15 protein-coding genes are annotated in these 18463 nt (G+C 30.0%); 10 read left to right on the top strand and 5 right to left on the bottom strand.

What is annotated here, in order from left to right:
- Nucleotides 1-29: 29 nt before the first annotated feature.
- The 5 genes from P161_RS0116045 to P161_RS0116070 all read left to right on the top strand — a co-directional run bounded on the left by P161_RS0116045 (nucleotide 30) and on the right by P161_RS0116070 (nucleotide 6717).
- The gene (locus P161_RS0116045; protein WP_026777914.1) at nucleotides 30-2261 is read left to right on the top strand and encodes a TonB-dependent receptor; all 2232 of its coding nucleotides are present in this window, start codon (nucleotides 30-32) and stop codon (nucleotides 2259-2261) included.
- 233 nt (nucleotides 2262-2494) lie between these two features.
- The gene (locus P161_RS0116050) at nucleotides 2495-2875 is read left to right on the top strand and encodes a DUF2750 domain-containing protein (protein WP_026777915.1); all 381 of its coding nucleotides are present in this window, start codon (nucleotides 2495-2497) and stop codon (nucleotides 2873-2875) included.
- 548 nt (nucleotides 2876-3423) lie between these two features.
- A complete protein-coding gene (locus tag P161_RS19195; protein ID WP_051605782.1) occupies nucleotides 3424-4488 on the top strand; it encodes a T9SS type A sorting domain-containing protein in 1065 nt (354 codons plus the stop codon).
- Nucleotides 4489-4976: 488 nt separating this feature from the next.
- Nucleotides 4977-5513, top strand: coding sequence for a toxin-antitoxin system YwqK family antitoxin (locus P161_RS0116065; protein ID WP_026777917.1), 537 nt, complete (start codon nucleotides 4977-4979; stop codon nucleotides 5511-5513).
- Nucleotides 5514-5766: 253 nt separating this feature from the next.
- Entirely contained in the window at nucleotides 5767-6717 is a 951-nt protein-coding gene (locus P161_RS0116070; RefSeq protein ID WP_026777918.1) for a hypothetical protein, read from the top strand.
- Nucleotides 6718-7100: 383 nt separating this feature from the next.
- On the opposite strand, the gene P161_RS0116075 is transcribed toward P161_RS0116070, so the two are convergent.
- The 3 genes from P161_RS0116075 to P161_RS0116090 form a co-directional block, all read right to left on the bottom strand.
- Nucleotides 7101-8348, bottom strand: coding sequence for an aminotransferase class I/II-fold pyridoxal phosphate-dependent enzyme (locus P161_RS0116075; protein WP_026777919.1), 1248 nt, complete (start codon nucleotides 8346-8348; stop codon nucleotides 7101-7103).
- Between the two features lie 87 nt (nucleotides 8349-8435).
- Nucleotides 8436-9434: a PLP-dependent cysteine synthase family protein gene (locus P161_RS0116080; RefSeq protein WP_026777920.1), complete on the bottom strand. Its 999-nt coding sequence runs from the start codon at nucleotides 9432-9434 to the stop codon at nucleotides 8436-8438.
- A gap of 128 nt (nucleotides 9435-9562) precedes the next feature.
- On the bottom strand, nucleotides 9563-11677 hold the full coding sequence (locus P161_RS0116090; protein ID WP_026777921.1) for a S9 family peptidase: 2115 nt from the start codon (nucleotides 11675-11677) through the stop codon (nucleotides 9563-9565).
- 142 nt (nucleotides 11678-11819) lie between these two features.
- Here P161_RS0116090 and P161_RS0116095 point away from each other — a divergent pair, with 142 nt between their 5' ends.
- The 5 genes from P161_RS0116095 to P161_RS0116115 all read left to right on the top strand — a co-directional run bounded on the left by P161_RS0116095 (nucleotide 11820) and on the right by P161_RS0116115 (nucleotide 16356).
- Nucleotides 11820-12143, top strand: coding sequence for a YbaB/EbfC family nucleoid-associated protein (locus tag P161_RS0116095; protein WP_026777922.1), 324 nt, complete (start codon nucleotides 11820-11822; stop codon nucleotides 12141-12143).
- A gap of 234 nt (nucleotides 12144-12377) precedes the next feature.
- Nucleotides 12378-12641: a DUF2752 domain-containing protein gene (locus P161_RS0116100; RefSeq protein WP_368086218.1), complete on the top strand. Its 264-nt coding sequence runs from the start codon at nucleotides 12378-12380 to the stop codon at nucleotides 12639-12641.
- Between the two features lie 8 nt (nucleotides 12642-12649).
- Nucleotides 12650-12964 (top strand): CCC motif membrane protein, encoded by a 315-nt coding sequence (locus P161_RS0116105; protein WP_026777924.1) that lies wholly within the window; start codon nucleotides 12650-12652, stop codon nucleotides 12962-12964.
- Nucleotides 12965-13130: 166 nt separating this feature from the next.
- Entirely contained in the window at nucleotides 13131-15776 is a 2646-nt protein-coding gene (locus tag P161_RS0116110) for an AsmA family protein (protein ID WP_026777925.1), read from the top strand.
- Between the two features lie 157 nt (nucleotides 15777-15933).
- Entirely contained in the window at nucleotides 15934-16356 is a 423-nt protein-coding gene (locus P161_RS0116115; RefSeq protein WP_026777926.1) for a hypothetical protein, read from the top strand.
- 13 nt (nucleotides 16357-16369) lie between these two features.
- Here P161_RS0116115 and P161_RS0116120 read toward each other — a convergent pair whose 3' ends face one another.
- Complete coding sequence (locus P161_RS0116120; protein WP_026777927.1) at nucleotides 16370-16819, bottom strand: DUF5362 family protein; 450 nt, start codon at nucleotides 16817-16819, stop codon at nucleotides 16370-16372.
- Nucleotides 16820-16920: 101 nt separating this feature from the next.
- On the bottom strand, nucleotides 16921-18198 hold the full coding sequence (gene rocD / locus P161_RS0116125) for an ornithine--oxo-acid transaminase (protein WP_026777928.1): 1278 nt from the start codon (nucleotides 18196-18198) through the stop codon (nucleotides 16921-16923).
- Nucleotides 18199-18463: the final 265 nt, after the last annotated feature.

The following is an 18463-nucleotide window of genomic DNA, read 5'->3' on the forward strand; positions in this document are numbered from 1 at the left end:
AAAATCTATTTATAATTAATCTAAATAAAATGAAGAAAGGTATTCTTGTACTTTCAGCCTTATGTACATTAGCCATAAGTGCTCAAGAAAAAAAGAAAAAAGAAGTTACGTTAGATTCTATTCAGAAACTGGATGAAGTAATTATTTCTACAACAGCCATTTTTGGGAACAAATATGTAGCAAAAAACAGAACAGGTTCTGCCTATTACCTGTCTCCTAAAGAATTACAAAAATTTGGTTTTACAGATGTAAACAGAGCGTTAAGAACAGTGCCTGGAGTGAGCATTTATGAAGAAGATGGTTTTGGTTTACGACCAAATATCAGCTTACGTGGTACTTCTCCAGAAAGAAGTTCTAAAATTACGTTGATGGAAGATGGTATTTTAATTGCACCTGCTCCTTACAGTGCTTCTTCTGCTTACTACTTCCCTACTATTGCAAGAATGGAAGCTGTAGAAGTTTTAAAAGGAAGTAGCCAAGTGCAATATGGACCTTTTACAACTGGTGGCGCTATTAATATGATTTCTTCTCAAATTCCGACTGAATTTGGTGGTCAAGTAAGAGCTAGTTTTGGTAGTTTTAATTCCAGCCAATTGCATGCTAAAGTTGGTGGAGGAAATGAAACTTTTGGCTATATGGTTGAGTATTTAAACTATGGTTCAGATGGATTTAAAACTTTGCCAAGTGGAAAAGACACAGGTTTTGATAAAAATGATGTTGTAGCCAAATTTGGAGTTAATTTATTCCCAAATGCGCGTGTAAAACAATCTTTAGAATTCAAATTTCAGTATTCAGATGAAGTTGGTAACGAAACCTATTTGGGATTAAGCGAAGCAGATTTTAACGAAAATCCATTTGCAAGATATGCTTCTTCAGATGCTGATAAAATGACTACAGATCATACACAATATGCTATTACACATAAAGCAGATTTTTCGAAAAACATTCGATTAACAACCACTGCATATCGTAATAATTTTGCTAGAAACTGGTACAAATTAAATGATGTTACTTTTAATGGCGATACACAATCTATTGCCAATATTTTAGAAAACCCAACTTCTTTACCAAATCATTTTAATATTGTAAACGGGAGTGTAAATTCAGGTGCAGATGCTATTGGAATCAAAGCAAACAATAGAAAATATTACTCACAAGGCATTCAATCAAAATTAGATTATCACTGGTATAAAGGAGATGCTTTTCATGATATTGAAGTTGGTTTTCGTTTTCATTATGATGAAGAAGATCGTTTTCAGTGGGTAGACAAATACAGCATTTCTGATGCAGGTGTTTTAGCTTTAACCACTGCTGGAGTTCCTGGAACAGATGCCAACAGAATTACAAGTGCTAATGCGTTTGCTTCTTTTATTACCTATAAACTAAAATACAATAATTGGACGTTTACACCTGGGGTTCGTTATGAAAACATCACTTTAAAAAGAGAAGATTTTGGTAAAAGTGATGTAAACAGAACTGGTGTAAATTTAGCAGAAAGAGAAAATTCAGTGGATGTTTTTATACCTGGAATGGGTACAAATTATAGATTTAATAACGACTTTTCTATTTTTGGAGGTATTCACAAAGGGTTTTCACCTCCTGGAAATCAGGAAGGTCAAGAACCAGAAGAAAGTATTAATTACGAGTTAGGAACGCGTTTTAACATTGCAGGAATTTCTGGAGAATTTGTAGGCTTCTTTAATGATTACTCAAACCTTTTAGGAAGCGATTTAGCTGCTACTGGTGGCACAGGTTCGTTAGATCAATTTAATGCTGGTGAAGTAAATGTAAACGGAATAGAATTGTTGTTGAATTATAATTTCGCAAAAGCGGATGCAAAAATTGCCTTGCCTTTGTCTTTTGGTTATACGTTTACCAATACAGAATTCCAAAATAGTTTTGGGAGCGATGATGGTTTGTGGGGAACTGTAACTGTGGGAGATGAATTGCCATACATTCCAAAACATCAATTTAATGTTGGGTTTTCTTTGGAACACACAGCTTTTGAAATCAATTTTAACGGACGTTACAATGGTGAGTTTAGAACACTCGCTGGTGCTGGAGCAATCCCAAACAACGAAAAAGTAGCCAGTAATTTTATTGTGGATGTTTCTGGGAAATACTATGTAACAAAACAACTACACCTTACTGCAAATATTATTAATTTGTTAGATGAAACCTATGCAGCTTCAAGAGTTCCTGCAGGTTTAAGACCTGGACATCCTTTTGGAATTTATGGTGGTTTGGAATTTAGATTTTAAAATTTCTACGAATAAAAATTTTATAACTCGAACAGTGTAAACTGTTCGAGTTTTTTTGGTTTTGATAGTAAGGAGTTTTCTCTTTGGTTTTTCAAACAAAAAAAACGTACTTCGCTAAAGCAAGGTTTACAGACACTAAACTTCTGCATATCTTGCTAAATTAGGAGAATAATAAAACAAAAGTTCCGCATATAATTAAGTTACCACACATTTACAAACCAAGAAAAATCCATATGCACATTAAACAATTAGAAAGTGTATTTAAACTTGAATCGAAAGAACGATATGGATATTTAATAAGAAAAATTGCCGATTTTGAACAAGTATTTTTAATTACGGACAAAAAAGGAAATTTTGTAACTTGTGGAAATAAAGACGAATTGATTATTCCAATTTGGTCCGAATTAGAATTCGCTCAAGAATTAATAAAAAAAGAATGGAAAAAATGTCGAATTAAAAAAGTTGAACTGACTGATTTTATTATTTGGATGGATAAGTTAGAAACGGAAAATTATCTTGTTGGCGGATTTCCAAATCAAAAACTTAATTCAATAGTTGTTAAACCAATCGAAATCAAGAATCATTTGATATTTGAATGTAAACAATATGAATAAATAATATACTGAATTGAATACCTCTGAATTTTTAAAAATAAGAACGAATTATCTCGGAATTGGAATTAAGGCAATTCTATTTTTCGGAATTACACTACTTTTCTTTTTTATTGAGATACTTGCTTTTTTTCTAATTTATGGTTCTGGAGCAAGTTCAAGTAGAATTTCAGAAATATGGTATGTTGATTTAATTTTAAATTATCTTCCAATTATACTTGTGGGAGGATTTTTAATTTTCAGAATAATAATAAATTATAGAAAACAGAGATATATTAATTTCAAAACGAATTTGATTACATTTTTAATTTTGATATTTCTATTCTCAATCAAGAATCATCTTGAAAAATTAATTTTGTGAAATAAAAATAAAAACGTGTGGTAACACCGTATAAACTTTATTGCTGGTTTTAGCTCACTTGGGAAATTCCTCCGGAATTTCGCCGTTCGTGTTTTATTTACTAAATTCACTGTTTAAACAACGCAACAAAGCTTATACAACAACGGTAGCAAACATTAAAACTAAATTTTTATAATTACAATTATGTACAATGAAACAAATTTACTTTTTAATCACAATTTTACTTTTAACACCTACGACCTTTTATGCACAAACAGTCACTAATGTTGTCACTGGCTTAAATGGTCCTATTGCTTTAGCATTCAACAGAAATACATTGTATGTTGCTGAATCTGGTGGAAATAAAATTTCTAAAATTGACATCACTGATACAACACCAACAGCTACTGATGTTGTTACTGGCTTAACTCGTCCTGCTGGATTAACATTCAACGGAAATGACTTATATGTTGCTGAATCTGATGGAAATAAAATTTATAAAATTGACATCACTACTACAACCCCAACAGCTACTGATGTTGTCACTGGCTTAGTTAGTCCTGTTGGTTTAGCATTCAATGGAAATGACTTGTATGTTGCTGAATTTGGTGGAAATAAAATTTCTAAAATTGATATCACTGCTACAACACCAACAGCTACTAATGTTGTCACTGGCTTAACTGGCCCTACTGGATTTGCATTCAACGGAAATGACTTATATGTTGCGGAATATGGTGGAAATAAAATTTCCAAAATTGATATCACTGCTACAACACCAACAGCTACTGATTTTCTCACTGGATTAAATGGTCCTATTGCATTAGCTTTCAAAGGAAATGACTTGTATGTTGCTGAACTTGATGGAAATAAAATTTCTAAAATTGACATCAATGCTACAACACCAACAGCTACTGATGTTGTCACTGGCTTAAATGGTCATTATGAATTAGCATTCAACGGAAATGACTTGTATGTTGCTGAATATTCTGAAAATAAAATTTCTAAAATTGACAACAACACAATATCATTAAATGACTTTTCTTTAAACAAAGACATAGTAATATATCCAAATCCTTCAGATGAGTTTATTCAATTTTCTAGTTTGACAGAAAATAATAAATATAGTATTTTTGATATCTTAGGTGCTGAAATCAAAAAAGGAGTGATTTCTAATAATGAGAAAATTAACATTAGAAATTTTACAAATGGACTATATTTCTTGAAATTTGATAATGGCAACACGTTTAAATTTATAAAAAAAGAGGGTATTAAATAACGTTTGCTAACAAAGAACTGAGCTAAAAACCAAACAAATTCTTCATTAAATTTAGACAATAATTTTCTGGCATTGTTGAAGTAGCATACATATCCTTTGGACTGTTGTTATCCAATTTAACAAGTTATAAAACCGTCATTTATTCACTCTCAAAACTAAAACGTTTATAATTAATTACTGATTATAGGCTACTTACGAAAATATAGGACTTTCTTAATTGGTAATTTTTCACTAAATTAGTGCTTAGTCATGCAACCAAAAAAAATAATACTGTTAGTACCATTAGAAAAAATAATGATAATAATCCTTTAAAAATTTAATCCGCGTCTAATAAATCAATTAAAAACTATACAAATGAAAAAGTTACTATTAGTGTTCATATTTGGATTGATCATAAATTCTTCAATTGCTCAAGAAATCAAAAATTATCATTTAAATGGACAATTAGAGTCTGTGGGTTTTGAGAAAAATGGAGAACGAATAGGTCTATGGAAATTTTACGATGGCAAAATGCGGGTTATAATGGTGTAATAGATAAAACTAAAACTGGACCTTTAATAAAAGAGGGCATTTATAAGGAAGGGAAGAAAACTGGAGAGTGGAAAGAGTATTATAACAATGGGAAACTTAAGAGCATATATAATTACAAATCAGATAAATTATTTGGTGCCTTTAAACAATTTAATGAAAAAGGAGAATTAATCAGTCATATTGAGAATTTTAATGAAAACAATCCAGATATTTATTTATCGGTATATAAATCTAAAAGTATTATTCCTGCGATTTTAAAAGTTATAAAATCTTCAGAAAATAAATTAATGATAGAAGGTTTAAAGGATTTTTTTGGAGACTCATTTACTAATAGAGAAGAGTTAATAAAAGTTAGTAAGCATAAATATAAAATTGAATTAAAAAATTTAGACAAAATATTTTTTGAATTTACACCTTATAATTCAGAATTGATATTGAATATTAATACTAATAAAGTTGATATGAACTTAACTTTTCGTAAAATTATCAAATAAAAGCATTTAACAAATTATACCATTATTTAGCATTATATTTAATCAGCAAAGTAAGTAAATGATTTGCCAAAAAAAAGCAGTAGTAAAACAAGCTAAAACTCATAAACTACTATCTAATGCAATGCTTACAACTGACTTTATTCGTTTTTAATTTTATGCATAAACAGTTAAACAAGGTTTTTAAAAATTTTGATGCAGCAGATTTTTAGCATACAATTTCTATTATATTTGTTGCGTTTAAATTTAACTCATTATGGAATTGATTATAGGCTATATTGGTTTTATTATTGCTGCTTACTCAGTTATTGCCAACGATGTTATTCAAACGCTGGGTACATTTATATCTTCAAACTATAAAGTTAAGTGGTGGTTACTTTGGTTTTTTGCCATAAGCATTTTAACTGTAACACTATGTTATGGTTGGTATATTAATGATGGTGATGTATCTTATGGAAGATTAACAAATATACCATTACCAGCAACCTTGGAATGGTGGTATTTGTTAGCACCAATTGCACTATTGGTCATCACTCGATTCGGAATTCCTGTGAGTACCACATTTATGATTTTGAGCCTTTTTTCATCGGGTATGATTATTGAAAAAATGATATTAAAATCAGTTTATGGATACGCAATCTCTTTTGTTTTTGCTATGTTAGTTTATGTTGTTGTTTCAAAGAAATTCGAGTCTAAGCTTTCTATCGATACATTAGCCAAACACAAAAAGAAACATTATTGGTTAGTAGCACAGTGGTTTTCTACCGGATTTTTGTGGTCTCAATGGCTAATTCAGGATTTTGCGAATATTTATGTTTTTCTTCCTAGAAAACTTTCTATTGAACAGCTCTTAATCTCATTGAGTTGCATTCTCTTAATTATGGCCTATATTTTTAGAAAACGAGGTGGAAAGATTCAAGAAATAGTCAATCAAAAATCTAATACTAAGAATATTCGTTCTGCTACTATTATTGACTTAATTTATGGGGTTTTTCTTTTTGTATTTGGAAACCTAAATTCGATTCCAATGAGCACTACTTGGGTATTTATTGGCATTTTAGCAGGTAGAGAATTAGCAATTACCTACTTATTAAATAAAAATAAAATAAAATACACTTACATCATTATTGCCAAAGATTTTGGCAAAGTTAATATTGGACTTGCTGTAAGTTTAGTAATTGCGTTTTTAATTCAATATTTAAAATAATTAGAATGTTTTAGGTATTTATTACACTATTTTGAACCTGTAGCTGTTGGCTTTCGAGAATTTTTTTTGCTAAGTAAGCTATTAAAAAGCATCAAAAATGCACCTATAAATATATCTATTATGCCTTTTAAAGTAAATGTTTTTTAGACTTGTAAAGGCTTAATTACTGCAATATACAGCTTTAAAAATAATAAAAAATGCTCTTAAAAGATATAAAAAACAACTTACTAAACGCATTAGGATAGAATATACTTTTCGGAAAGACGTAATAAAAATTGCGTCTGTAGGCGTTTTAATTAAAAGTGGCCAATTGGGTTCAAAAACAAAAAAACCTTGCTAACGTACATTAGTAAGGTTTTAAAATATTATTTTTATTTAAAAAATTACACCACTGCTGCTGCAATCTTTTTATACGTTCCATTTTGTAACTTTTCTCTTATTGCAGAAAAAGCTGTTATGGTATCATCAATATCCTCTTGAGTGTGTGTTGCTGTAGGTATCAATCTTAAAATAATTAAACCTTTTGGTATTACTGGGTACACCACAATAGAACAGAAAATTCCGTGATTTTCTCTCAGATCGTTTACCATGGCCATAGCTTCAGGTATTTCTCCATTTAAAAATACAGGAGTAATACAGGTTTGTGTAGTTCCTAAATCGAAACCTGCTGCTCTTAAACCAGATTGTAAGTTTCTTGTGTTTTCCCACAATTTTTCTTTTAACTCTGGCATAGTACGCAACATATCCAAACGCTTTAAAGCCCCTTTAACCATTGCCATTGGTAATGATTTAGCAAAGGTTTGCGAACGCATATTGTATTGCAAATACTGCATTACATCTTTATCTCCAGCTAAAAAAGCACCAAAACCTGCCATTGATTTTGCAAATGTTGCAAAGTAAACATCAATATCATCTTGTACTCCTTGCTCAAAACCAGTACCTCTTCCTCCTTCTCCAAGAGTTCCAAAACCATGAGCATCATCTACTAAAATTCTAAAATTGTATTGTTTCTTAAAAGCGATGATTTCTTTTAAACGTCCTTGTTCTCCTCGCATTCCAAAAACACCTTCAGAAATTACTAGAATTCCTCCTCCAGTTTTTTCTGCCATTTTTGCAGCACGTTTTATGTTTTTCTCAAAACTTTCCATATCATTATGTCGATATACAAAACGTTTTCCTGAATGCAAACGAACACCATCTATAATACAGGCATGTGTATCCATATCATAAACAATAATATCATTTTTGGTAACCAAAGCGTCTATAGCAGACATAATTCCCTGGTAACCAAAATTTAATAAATATGCTTTTTCTTTATGAACAAATTCTGCACATTCACGTTCTAATTGCTCGTGAATTGGTGTGTGTCCAGACATCATTCTAGCACCCATTGGGTAAGCCATTCCATGTTCTGCAGCAGCTTCTCCATCAACTTTTAAAACCTCTGGGTGGTTTGCCAACCCTAAATAATCATTGATACTCCAAGTAACTACTTTTTTACCATTAAAAGACATTCTATTAGAAATAGGACCTTCTAACTTCGGAAAAACATAATATCCTTCTGCTTGTTCTGCCCATTTTCCTAAAGGACCTTTATCTTTTTTAAATCTATCAAATAAATCTGTCGTCATTATATGTTCTGTTTTTAAAAACGTGCAAAGTTAGTGAAAATTAAGAATTTTAACAATTAAGCACAATTTATTGTTTTATTTAGAATACTACTCAATAAAACCTTGTTTTTTCATCCATTTATCACTGTAAATCTTATTCATGTATCTTGAGCCATGATCTGGAAAAATTAATACAACCACACTATTTTCATCAAAATAATCTTGTGCTTCATATTGTTTTGTAGCTTGTAGAACTGCTCCACAAGTATATCCACAAAAAATACCTTCCTTTTTTACAATGTTTCTTGCTGCTAATGCAGCTTCTTTATCAGATACTTTTTCATATATATCAATTACATCAAAATCGGTTGCAGTCGGAATTAAATTTTTACCTAAACCTTCAATTTTATAAGGCGAAACTTCGTTTAAATCTAACTCACCAGTTTCATGATATTTCTTTAAAACTGAACCAATAGCATCAACTCCTAAAACTTTAATGTTCGGATTTTGTTCTTTTAAGTACTTGCCTGTTCCAGAAATAGTGCCTCCTGTTCCACTTGCTACCACTAAATGTGTAATTTTACCTTGAGTTTGTTCCCAAATTTCTGGACCTGTAGTTCTGTAATGTGCTTCAATATTTAATTCGTTAAAATATTGATTGATATATACAGAATTCTTTGTTTTTTTATGAATGGTTTTGGCAACCTCATAATACGATCTTGGATCGGCTGCTGGCACATTTGCAGGACAAACATGTACCTCTGCTCCCATTGTTTTTAATAAATCGATTTTATCTTGAGAAGATTTATCTGAAACTGCTAAAATACATTTATAGCCTTTTACCAAACCTATCATTGCCAAACTAAACCCAGTATTACCAGACGTTGTTTCTACAATAGTGGCTCCTTTTTTAAGAATCCCTTTTTTTTCTGCATTTTCTACGATATGCAGCGCAATTCTATCTTTTTGAGATAACCCAGGATTAAAGGCTTCTAGTTTTGCGTAGTAGGTACCTTTTAAATGTTTGGTAATTCTTTGGAGTTTTACCATGGGTGTTTCTCCTACCAACTCTAAAATAGTATTGCTAATTCCTTGATTTCTTGTCATGCTTACTTTTCATGGAAAAACCTCACAGATTTTTTGGATACTGAACAGCATTCAGCATGAAAAACCCGTGAGGTTTGTTTTTCAACCGGTTGCAAAAGTACACAACCTTATTGAATTACAAAATTGATTTAAATTTTAATCTCTTCTATAGCAACTTTATTTTCTAATGCTAAGAAAAATGTATAATCTTTTGCAGTTTCTTTTAAAGCTTCAAATCGGCCAGAAGCTCCTCCATGACCTGCTTCCATATTGGTGTGCAACATCAACAAATTAGTATCTGTTTTAAGTTCTCTTAGTTTAGCAACCCATTTTGCAGGTTCCCAATATTGTACTTGAGAATCGTGATAACCTGTTGTTACCAGCATATTTGGATATTCTTTTGCTTCTACTTGATCATAAGGTGAATATGATTTTATATACTCATAATACGCTTTATCATTAGGATTTCCCCACTCATCATATTCTCCTGTAGTTAAAGGAATGGAATCATCTAACATCGTAGAAATTACATCAACAAAAGGTACAGCAGCAATAATTCCATTATATAATTCAGGGTTCATATTTATAATAGCACCCATTAACAAACCTCCTGCAGAGCCACCCATTGCATATAAATGTTTGGCAGATGTGTAATTATTTTCAATTAAAAATTTAGAGCAATCTATAAAGTCTGTAAATGTATTTTTTTTGTTCAACATTTTACCATCTTCATACCATTCGCGTCCTAAATATTGACTTCCTCTAATATGCGCTAATGCAAAAACAAAACCTCTATCTAACAAACTTAAACGCGTTGTAGAAAAACTATCGGAAACTGTATGCCCATAAGAACCATAAGCATATTGTAGTAATGGTGTGTCTTTGTTTAACTTTGTATCTTTATGATATACCAAAGAAATCGCAACTTTTTTTCCATCTCTAGCTGTTGCCCAAGCACGTTCGCTTTTGTAATTTTCTTTGTTAAACTTTCCTCCTAAAACTTCTTGTTCTTTTTTTATTTCTTTGGATTTATCTGCCATATTAAAATCGATGACAGAACTTGGAGTTGTAAAAGAATTGTAAGAATATCTTATCATATCTGTGTCAAATTCATCATCTCCATACACACCAACTGAATAGGTTTCTTCATCAAAAGGTAAATAATAATCTTCAGTTTCATCCCAACGTTTTATTCGGATTCTATTCAAACCATTTGTACGTTCTTCTAAAACTAAATAGTCTTTATAAATTGAGAAATCTTCTAATAAAGTATCTTCTCTATGAGGAATAACATCTACCCAATTCTCTATCGTTGTTTGAGAAACTGGTGTTTTCATCAACTTAAAATTAGTAGCATTGTCTTTATTCGTCATTAAATAAAAATGATCTTTATAATGAGAAACGTTATATTCTAAATCTGCTACTCTTTCTTGCAACATGGTAAATTGACCAGTTGGATTATTGGCATCTAAATACTGAGCTTCGTTAGAAAGTGTACTGTAAGAACCAATAATTATGTAGTCTTTAGATTTTGATTTGGTTACATACGTTCCAAAAGTTTCATCTTTTTCATGATACACTTCTACATCTTCTGATGTTGGTGTGCCTAAAACATGTCTGAAAATTTTTTCGCTTCGTAAAGTTTTTGGATCTTTTTTGGTGTAAAAAATGGTTTTATTATCATTTGCCCAAACAGAACCTCCTGTTGTATTATCGATGATATCTTTATAAATTTCGCCTGTTTCCAAGTTTTTAATTCGTAAAAAATATTGTCTTCTACTTACAGTATCAGTGGCAAAAACAACCAGTTTATTATCTTCAGAAACATTTAAACCTCCTAATTGATAATACTCAAAGTCTTTTGCCATTTCATTCACATCAAACAAAATTTCTTCTTCAGCTTCTAACGTTTCTTTTTTTCTGCTATAAATTGGGTATTGACTTCCAATTTCGAAACGTGTGCTATAAAAATAACCATTACTTTTTATAGGCACAGAAGAATCATCTTCTTTAATTCTGCCTTTCATTTCATGAAATAATTCTTCTTGAAACGTTTTTGTATAGTCAGTTACAGTATCATAATACTTATTTTCGGCTTCTAAGTAAGCAACCACTTTTTGAGTTTGTTCATCTTTTATAGGCGCCAATTTTTGATCATCAGACAAACGCATCCAAAAATAGTTATCTATTCTTACGTCTTCGTGTTTTGTTAATTCAGTTGGTATTTTTTCGGCTACAGGATGCTTTGCATCAGTACTCTTCATCATTTTATTATCATTTTACAAGCGACCGCAAAAATAAGACTAATAAATAAGGATAAAAGAAAAAATATTTTCATTTTTGAAGAATACAAATTCTTTATGAATTTGTTAGTTTTGTATTTATAATTAAAAAAATATAAAAATTATGTTTGGAGATATGTCTGGAATGATGCAGAAAATTAAAGATGCTCAAAAAAAAGTAGAAGAAACTAAAGTACGTTTAGATTCTGTTTTGGTTAATGAAACTGGTGCAGATGGAAAAATAAAAGTAACTTTAACTGCTAATAGAGAAATAAAATCGATTTCAATTGATGATGCTCTACTTAATGATAAAGAGGAATTAGAAGATTTTTTAATCATCACCTTAAATAAAGCTATTGCAAAAGCATCGCAAATTAACGAACATGAAATGGCTGTTGCTGCAAAAGCTGGCATGCCAAATATTCCTGGAATGGATATGTTTAAATAATTGTGAGTTTGAAGCGTGAAGTTGGAAGTTGGAAGCTTAATATTTAATCATTTATATAATTATCAATAAAAAAGTAGAGAATAGAGAAAAATTAAAACGAAAGACCTAAGAATAAATAAAATTATTAAATTTCTTGTCTTTTTAGTCTTGGTTCTTGGTTCTTGATTCTTGAATATTGTTTCTTGAATCTTTCTTCTAAAAATAAATAAAATGTTTATCAATTTAAAAGAGTACATGTTACCTTGTTTTAGCAAAACCCTTTTTGGGATTGAGTGTTTGGGTTGTGGTTTTCAACGCTCTTTTTTAATGTTACTTCAAGGTGATTTTTTAGGATCTTTTAAGATGTATCCTGCAATTTTTACATTATTAGGTTTATTCTTGTTTATTTTGATAAATTTTAAAGCAAAATTTAAGCAATCAAAAAAAATAATTAGTAGTTTAGCGTACTTGAACTTATCAATTATGATTATAAACTATCTTATAAAAATTAACTATTAAACAAACCCATGAAAAAACTAAGCACAACTTTAATTTACATACTATCATCCTTAAGTTTACTTTGCTGCTGCTTTGCAGGTCTTGGAATTTTATTAGCACTTCCTTCTTTTTTAATTGCCAATAAAAAATTAAAAGAAGCACATGAATTTCCTGATGAGTATGATTTTGACGCCGTAAAAGCAATGAAAACAGCTAAAACATTTGCATTAGTTGCGTTGAGTATTAATGGGTTGTATTTTATCTATAGCATCTATAGTCTTGCAACTACAGACTGGGATACTTTTATGAATGAATTTAATTCGCAAATGGAAAAATACCAATAGAAATTAAAATACTTTAAGAATTTAAGTAATAAATATCCAACTACTCTCTTAGAAATAGTTGGATATTTTTTGTTTAAAATACTTTTCTATTTGAGTTACATTTAACATCATATAAACAAATTCGCTTCTTTAAATCGACTAACTTTGTACTGTTAAACAACGATATATGAATACAGAGAAAAATAAAAAATCGATAGGGAAAAGAATTTTAAAATGGGGAGTATCGATTTTACTAATTATATTAATTGCATTGGTATCCATTCCGTTTTTATTTAAGGATAAAATTGTACAAATGGTTACCAATACCATTAACAATAACATAAATGCTACAGTTACTTTTAAAGAAACAGATTTAAGTTTATTTACCAATTTTCCACTTGCAAGTATAACCGTAAGCGATATTGCAGTAACTAATAAAGCTCCTTTTTTAGGCGATACTCTGTACAGTGCAAAACAATTAAATTTTAGCATGAAAATTACAGAATTGCTAAAAAAAGCAGATGAAGTTATTGAACTAAAAAGTATTGCAACAAATGACGGACAAGTAAATATCATCTTTAACAAAGAAAATGTTGGAAATTATGATATCGCTATTGCTAAAGACGAAACGAATTCAACAGCTACAAACAGTTCTTTTTCTTTTGATATTCAAGAATACGAATTAAAAAACATGAAGTTTGTATATCTTGATAGAAGCAGTAACATGAAAGTTACCGTAAATGATATAAACCATACAGGTAAAGGAAATTTCGCCCAAGATGTTTTAGATTTAGACACAAAATCTACCGCAAATTTATCTTTTGATATGGATAGCGTAAATTACTTAAACAACGTAGCTATTTCTTTAGATGCTGTTTTAGGAATCGACTTAAAAAACAGTAAATACACCTTTAAAGATAATACAGGATTTATCAATCAATTACCTTTAGAGTTTGATGGTTTTATTCAATTAGTTGATGAAAATCAATTATATGATATCAACTTTAAAACACCAACATCAGAATTTAAAAATCTTTTAGCATTGTTACCAGCACAATATTCTGGAAATTTAAATGCTATAAAAACCGAAGGAAATTTTGATTTAAAAGGATCTGTAAATGGTATTTTATCTACAGAAAGAATTCCTGCTTTTGATATTACATTTTCATCAAAAAACGCCATGTTTAAATATGATGACTTGCCAAAAGCGGTTAGAAACATAACTATTGATGCCAAAATTATCAACAAAACAGGAAACACAGACGATACCTATGTAAACGTAGAAAAATTAAATTTTAAGATTGATGAAGATGCGTTTACTGCCAATGGAAATATTGCCAATTTAACCACCAATCCAAAAGTAAATTTAGCAGCAAAAGGGAACATCAATTTAGCCAATATTAGCAAAGCATATCCTGTAAAATTAGAACAAGAATTAGCTGGAATTCTAAAAGCAGATGTAACTACAAGTTTTGATATGGAAGCTATTGAAAAAGGCAATTATCAAAATATAAAAAATACAGGAACTATTTCTCTAAACGATTTTAAATATGATGGAAAAGATGTAGCAAATCCTTTTTACATAACCAAAACAGCCATAACCTTCAATACAAATACTATAAAATTAAATGAGTTTGATGCAAAAACAGGAAGTTCTGATCTTGCAATTGATGGAAATTTAAATAATTTTTACGGATTTTTATTTAATGATGAAGTTTTAAAAGGGAATTTCAACCTAAACTCGAATACTTTTAAAATAGCTGATTTCTTAGCAGAAAGCTCAAATGAAGAACAAACTACCACAACATCAGCCTTAAAAATACCCGCTTTTTTAGATTGTACATTTAATGCGGATGCAAAAAAAGTGGTGTATGATAATATTAATTTAAGCAATGTTTCTGGCGTTATTTTCGTAAAAGATGAAGCTGTAAACCTTAAAAATTTAAAATCTGATGTTTTTGGAGGTAAAATAGGTTTTGATGGAAACGTTTCAACAAAAGGAAATACTTCCACTTTTGCTCTTGATTTAAAGCTAGATAAAATAAATATTACTGAATCTTTTAGTGCTTTAGATATGCTAAAAGCAATAGCTCCAATTGCCAATACAATTGGAGGTAACATAAACTCTACGATTAATCTTTCTGGGAATTTAAATGAAGATATGACTCCGAATTTAAAAACCATTACTGGAGAATTATTTGGAAAACTTTTAGATCCTAAACTAAACACAAGCAACTCGAAAGTATTGAGTTTGTTAGGAAATAAAGTTTCTTTTTTAGATCCTAATCAATTGAGTTTAGATGGCATTAATGCTTTTTTATCTTTTGATAATGGTATTGTAAATATCAAACCTATTCCTTTAAAGTATAAAGATGTGGGTATAGAAATTTCTGGAAATCATAGTTTTGATAATGTGATGAATTATGATGTTGTTTTTGATGTGCCTGTAAAATATTTAGGAACAGAAGTTACCAATTTAATTGCAAAGTTAAATCCAAAAGATGCAGCAGAGATTAAAAACATTCCTGTAAAAGCAAACTTAACAGGTAGTTTTACAAGCCCTAATATTTCCACAAATATAAAAGATGTAACTGCTAGTTTAGTTCAGAATTTGGTGGAAAGACAAAAGCAAAACTTACTAAACAAAGGGAAAGATAAAATAACTGATTTATTAGGTTTGGATAAAGATAAAAAAGATTCTACGAATACTGCAACTCCTCCACAAACTAATAAAGAGGTAACAAAAGAAGCTGCTAAAGATAAAATTAAAGGTGTTTTAGGTGGGCTTTTTGGAAATAAGAAGAAAGATAGTGTGAAGAAAGAAAATCAATAGGGAATCAAAAAATTACCTACACAAAATATAGAAAAAATAAACATCACTCAAAATGACAACTTTTAAAATGTCTATTTGAGTGATTTTATTTTTTAGCCAAATAGTCTCCAGATGTTTTTTATATTTGAATTCAATATTATAGTCTTCCAATAATGCTATGAAAAATAAATTACGATTCCTTATCATCTTAATCTTACTTTATTTTTTTAGCTATATTTTTTATGGAAAAAACTCTCTAGGGTTACAAATTATAGAAAACACGACTTTCTCAAAAGCTCAAGATGCTATACAAATTCAAATTTTTGATTTGGAGGATTACAATCGAAATCAACTAGAAATCACCAAAATTGTAAAGGAAAAAGGGTTCAAAAATGTAAACGTTAATTATGCTGAAAACTTTTTAAACGACAAAAGTTTCAGCTATTGGTTAGATTTAGAACCTTTAACTCCGTTTATTACTTTTAGTTATGATGGTTTTTTCAAAAAAGATAAAATTTCAGCAGCATATGAAAGCTTATACATTTGGTGTTTTTTCAAATGGATAAGAGTTTATAAAAAAGAAAAAAGTTTAACTTCTTGATTTTTAAATCAACCTAAACTAAAGATCCAGCTACTATTGAAAAAACAATCAAAAGCACATATAGAGAAATTACAATAATGGTTAAAACACCAATATATTTAAAGTGTGATTTTAAGTTTTCAAAAGCATCTGCAAGTACATCATCATTTTTGGTTGCTAATGCCGATTTCATTTTTCTAGAAAATTTAAACAAATACCAAACTGGCATAAAATACAGCAAAGCCGAAACAACGTACATAATTGCTAATGGCAAACCTATAGCTGGCAAACCTTGTTGTTGAGAAACCATATTTAACATGGGTGCATACACAGTTGCTATTAAAATTGCTCCAATTAATGTAAGTGCAATACTAATAAAACCTAAAATAGAAAAGAAGAAAGTCCATCTTGCTATTTCTCTTAAAAAGCTTTTAGATTTTGAGGTTACAACTAACTGCTCTAATTGCGTAATTGGACTTGGCATAATTTCTTGGTTTTTTGTAAAATCAAAAATAAAAAAAATAAGCCACTAATTCACCATTTTAAATTGATGAATTAGTGGCTTAAAATATAAAATTTAATTTCTTATTTAAACTCAGAAATTGTTTTTGTAATAATTGAAATACAATCTCTTAATTGCTCTTCATTCATTACTAAAGGTGGTGCAAAACGAATAATATTTCCATGGGTTGGTTTTGCCAACAAACCATTGTCACGTAATTTTAAACAAATATCCCATGCAGTAGAACTATCTTCAGTATCGTTTATTAAAATTGCGTTTAACAAACCTTTTCCTCTTACAGATTTTACTAAATGATTCGTTTCAGCAAATTTGCTTAATTCTTCTCTGAAAATAATCCCTAATTTATCTGCATTATCAGCTAAATTTTCATCGGCAACCACTTGCAAAGCAGCAATGGCAACAGCAGCAGCAATAGGATTCCCACCAAAAGTAGAACCATGATTTCCTGGTGAAATTACATTCATAACAGCATCATTTGCTAAAACTGCAGAAACAGGATAAGCGCCTCCACTTAAAGCTTTTCCAAGAATTAAAATATCTGGTTTTACTTCTGGAGTTCCAGAACAATTTTTATCTTCACAACTACAATTTCCACACGTTGCTAATAACCTACCAGTTCTTGCAATTCCTGTTTGTACTTCATCTGCAATAAACAGTACATTATGGTCTTCACACATTTTTTTTGCAGCAGCTAAATACCCTTCAGAAGGTACAAAAACTCCAGCTTCACCTTGAATTGGTTCTACCAAAAATGCAGCAATATTATTGCTACTTTCTAACGTTTCTTGTAATTCTTGAAGATTATCATATTCAATTTTTATAAATCCTTTTGTATAAGGACCAAAGTTTTTTCTTGCAACAGGATCGTTAGAAAAAGAAATGATGGTTGTTGTTCTTCCATGAAAATTATTTTCACAAACAATAATTTCTGCTTTATTTTCTTTGATTCCCTTTACCTCATATGCCCATTTTCTGGCAATTTTTAAAGCAGTTTCCACAGCTTCTGCACCAGTATTCATTGGTAATAATTTGTCGAAACCAAAAAGTTCTGTTGCAAATTTTTCATATTTACCAAGCATATCATTATAAAAAGCTCTTGATGTTAAGCTTAATGTTTTTGCTTGATTCGTCATTGCATCAACAATTTTTGGATGACAATGCCCTTGATTTACAGCAGAATATGCAGATAAAAAATCATAATATTTTTTACCTTCTGCATCCCAAACATGTACACCTTCTCCTCTACTTAAAACCACAGGAAGTGGATGATAGTTGTGAGCACCATGTTTTTCTTCTAATTCAATCGCTTGTTGCGAACTTAATTTGTCTAAAACAGTCATTTTATTTTTTTTAAATGTTTGTACTAAAAACATTCCTGTTCTACCTTTTTCTTTCTGATACAAAAATTTATTTTTTGGTCAAAAATTCAGCGTGGGAAAGAAATCATCCTCGAAGTTTTACAAAAGTAATAAAAAATTAAAATCCATCAACCTTAATAAAGAGAAGAAACAATAAATTAATTCAATATATCTCATACTTTTTTTGGGCGTTCCCTAAAAAGTTCGCGCTTTCACTACTCGCTTTTTTTGTGAAAAACAAAAAAGA

Origin of the sequence: Polaribacter sp. Hel_I_88 (genome assembly GCF_000687935.1) — a bacterium.
Taxonomy (GTDB): Bacteria; Bacteroidota; Bacteroidia; order Flavobacteriales; family Flavobacteriaceae; genus Polaribacter.

What these genes read in the sequence shown, in the direction of transcription:
- P161_RS0116105 (WP_026777924.1), top strand. Translation starts at nt 12,650, where the DNA reads ATGAAAAAACTAAGCACAACTTTAATTTACATACTATCATCCTTAAGT.
- P161_RS0116100 (WP_368086218.1), top strand. Translation starts at nt 12,378, where the DNA reads ATGTTACCTTGTTTTAGCAAAACCCTTTTTGGGATTGAGTGTTTGGGT.
- P161_RS19195 (WP_051605782.1), top strand. Translation starts at nt 3,424, where the DNA reads ATGAAACAAATTTACTTTTTAATCACAATTTTACTTTTAACACCTACG.
- P161_RS0116115 (WP_026777926.1), top strand. Translation starts at nt 15,934, where the DNA reads ATGAAAAATAAATTACGATTCCTTATCATCTTAATCTTACTTTATTTT.
- P161_RS0116075 (WP_026777919.1), bottom strand. Translation starts at nt 8,348, where the DNA reads ATGACGACAGATTTATTTGATAGATTTAAAAAAGATAAAGGTCCTTTA.
- P161_RS0116090 (WP_026777921.1), bottom strand. Translation starts at nt 11,677, where the DNA reads ATGAAGAGTACTGATGCAAAGCATCCTGTAGCCGAAAAAATACCAACT.
- P161_RS0116045 (WP_026777914.1), top strand. Translation starts at nt 30, where the DNA reads ATGAAGAAAGGTATTCTTGTACTTTCAGCCTTATGTACATTAGCCATA.
- P161_RS0116120 (WP_026777927.1), bottom strand. Translation starts at nt 16,819, where the DNA reads ATGCCAAGTCCAATTACGCAATTAGAGCAGTTAGTTGTAACCTCAAAA.
- P161_RS0116050 (WP_026777915.1), top strand. Translation starts at nt 2,495, where the DNA reads ATGCACATTAAACAATTAGAAAGTGTATTTAAACTTGAATCGAAAGAA.
- rocD (WP_026777928.1), bottom strand. Translation starts at nt 18,198, where the DNA reads ATGACTGTTTTAGACAAATTAAGTTCGCAACAAGCGATTGAATTAGAA.
- P161_RS0116080 (WP_026777920.1), bottom strand. Translation starts at nt 9,434, where the DNA reads ATGACAAGAAATCAAGGAATTAGCAATACTATTTTAGAGTTGGTAGGA.
- P161_RS0116070 (WP_026777918.1), top strand. Translation starts at nt 5,767, where the DNA reads ATGGAATTGATTATAGGCTATATTGGTTTTATTATTGCTGCTTACTCA.
- P161_RS0116110 (WP_026777925.1), top strand. Translation starts at nt 13,131, where the DNA reads ATGAATACAGAGAAAAATAAAAAATCGATAGGGAAAAGAATTTTAAAA.
- P161_RS0116065 (WP_026777917.1), top strand. Translation starts at nt 4,977, where the DNA reads ATGGAAATTTTACGATGGCAAAATGCGGGTTATAATGGTGTAATAGAT.
- P161_RS0116095 (WP_026777922.1), top strand. Translation starts at nt 11,820, where the DNA reads ATGTTTGGAGATATGTCTGGAATGATGCAGAAAATTAAAGATGCTCAA.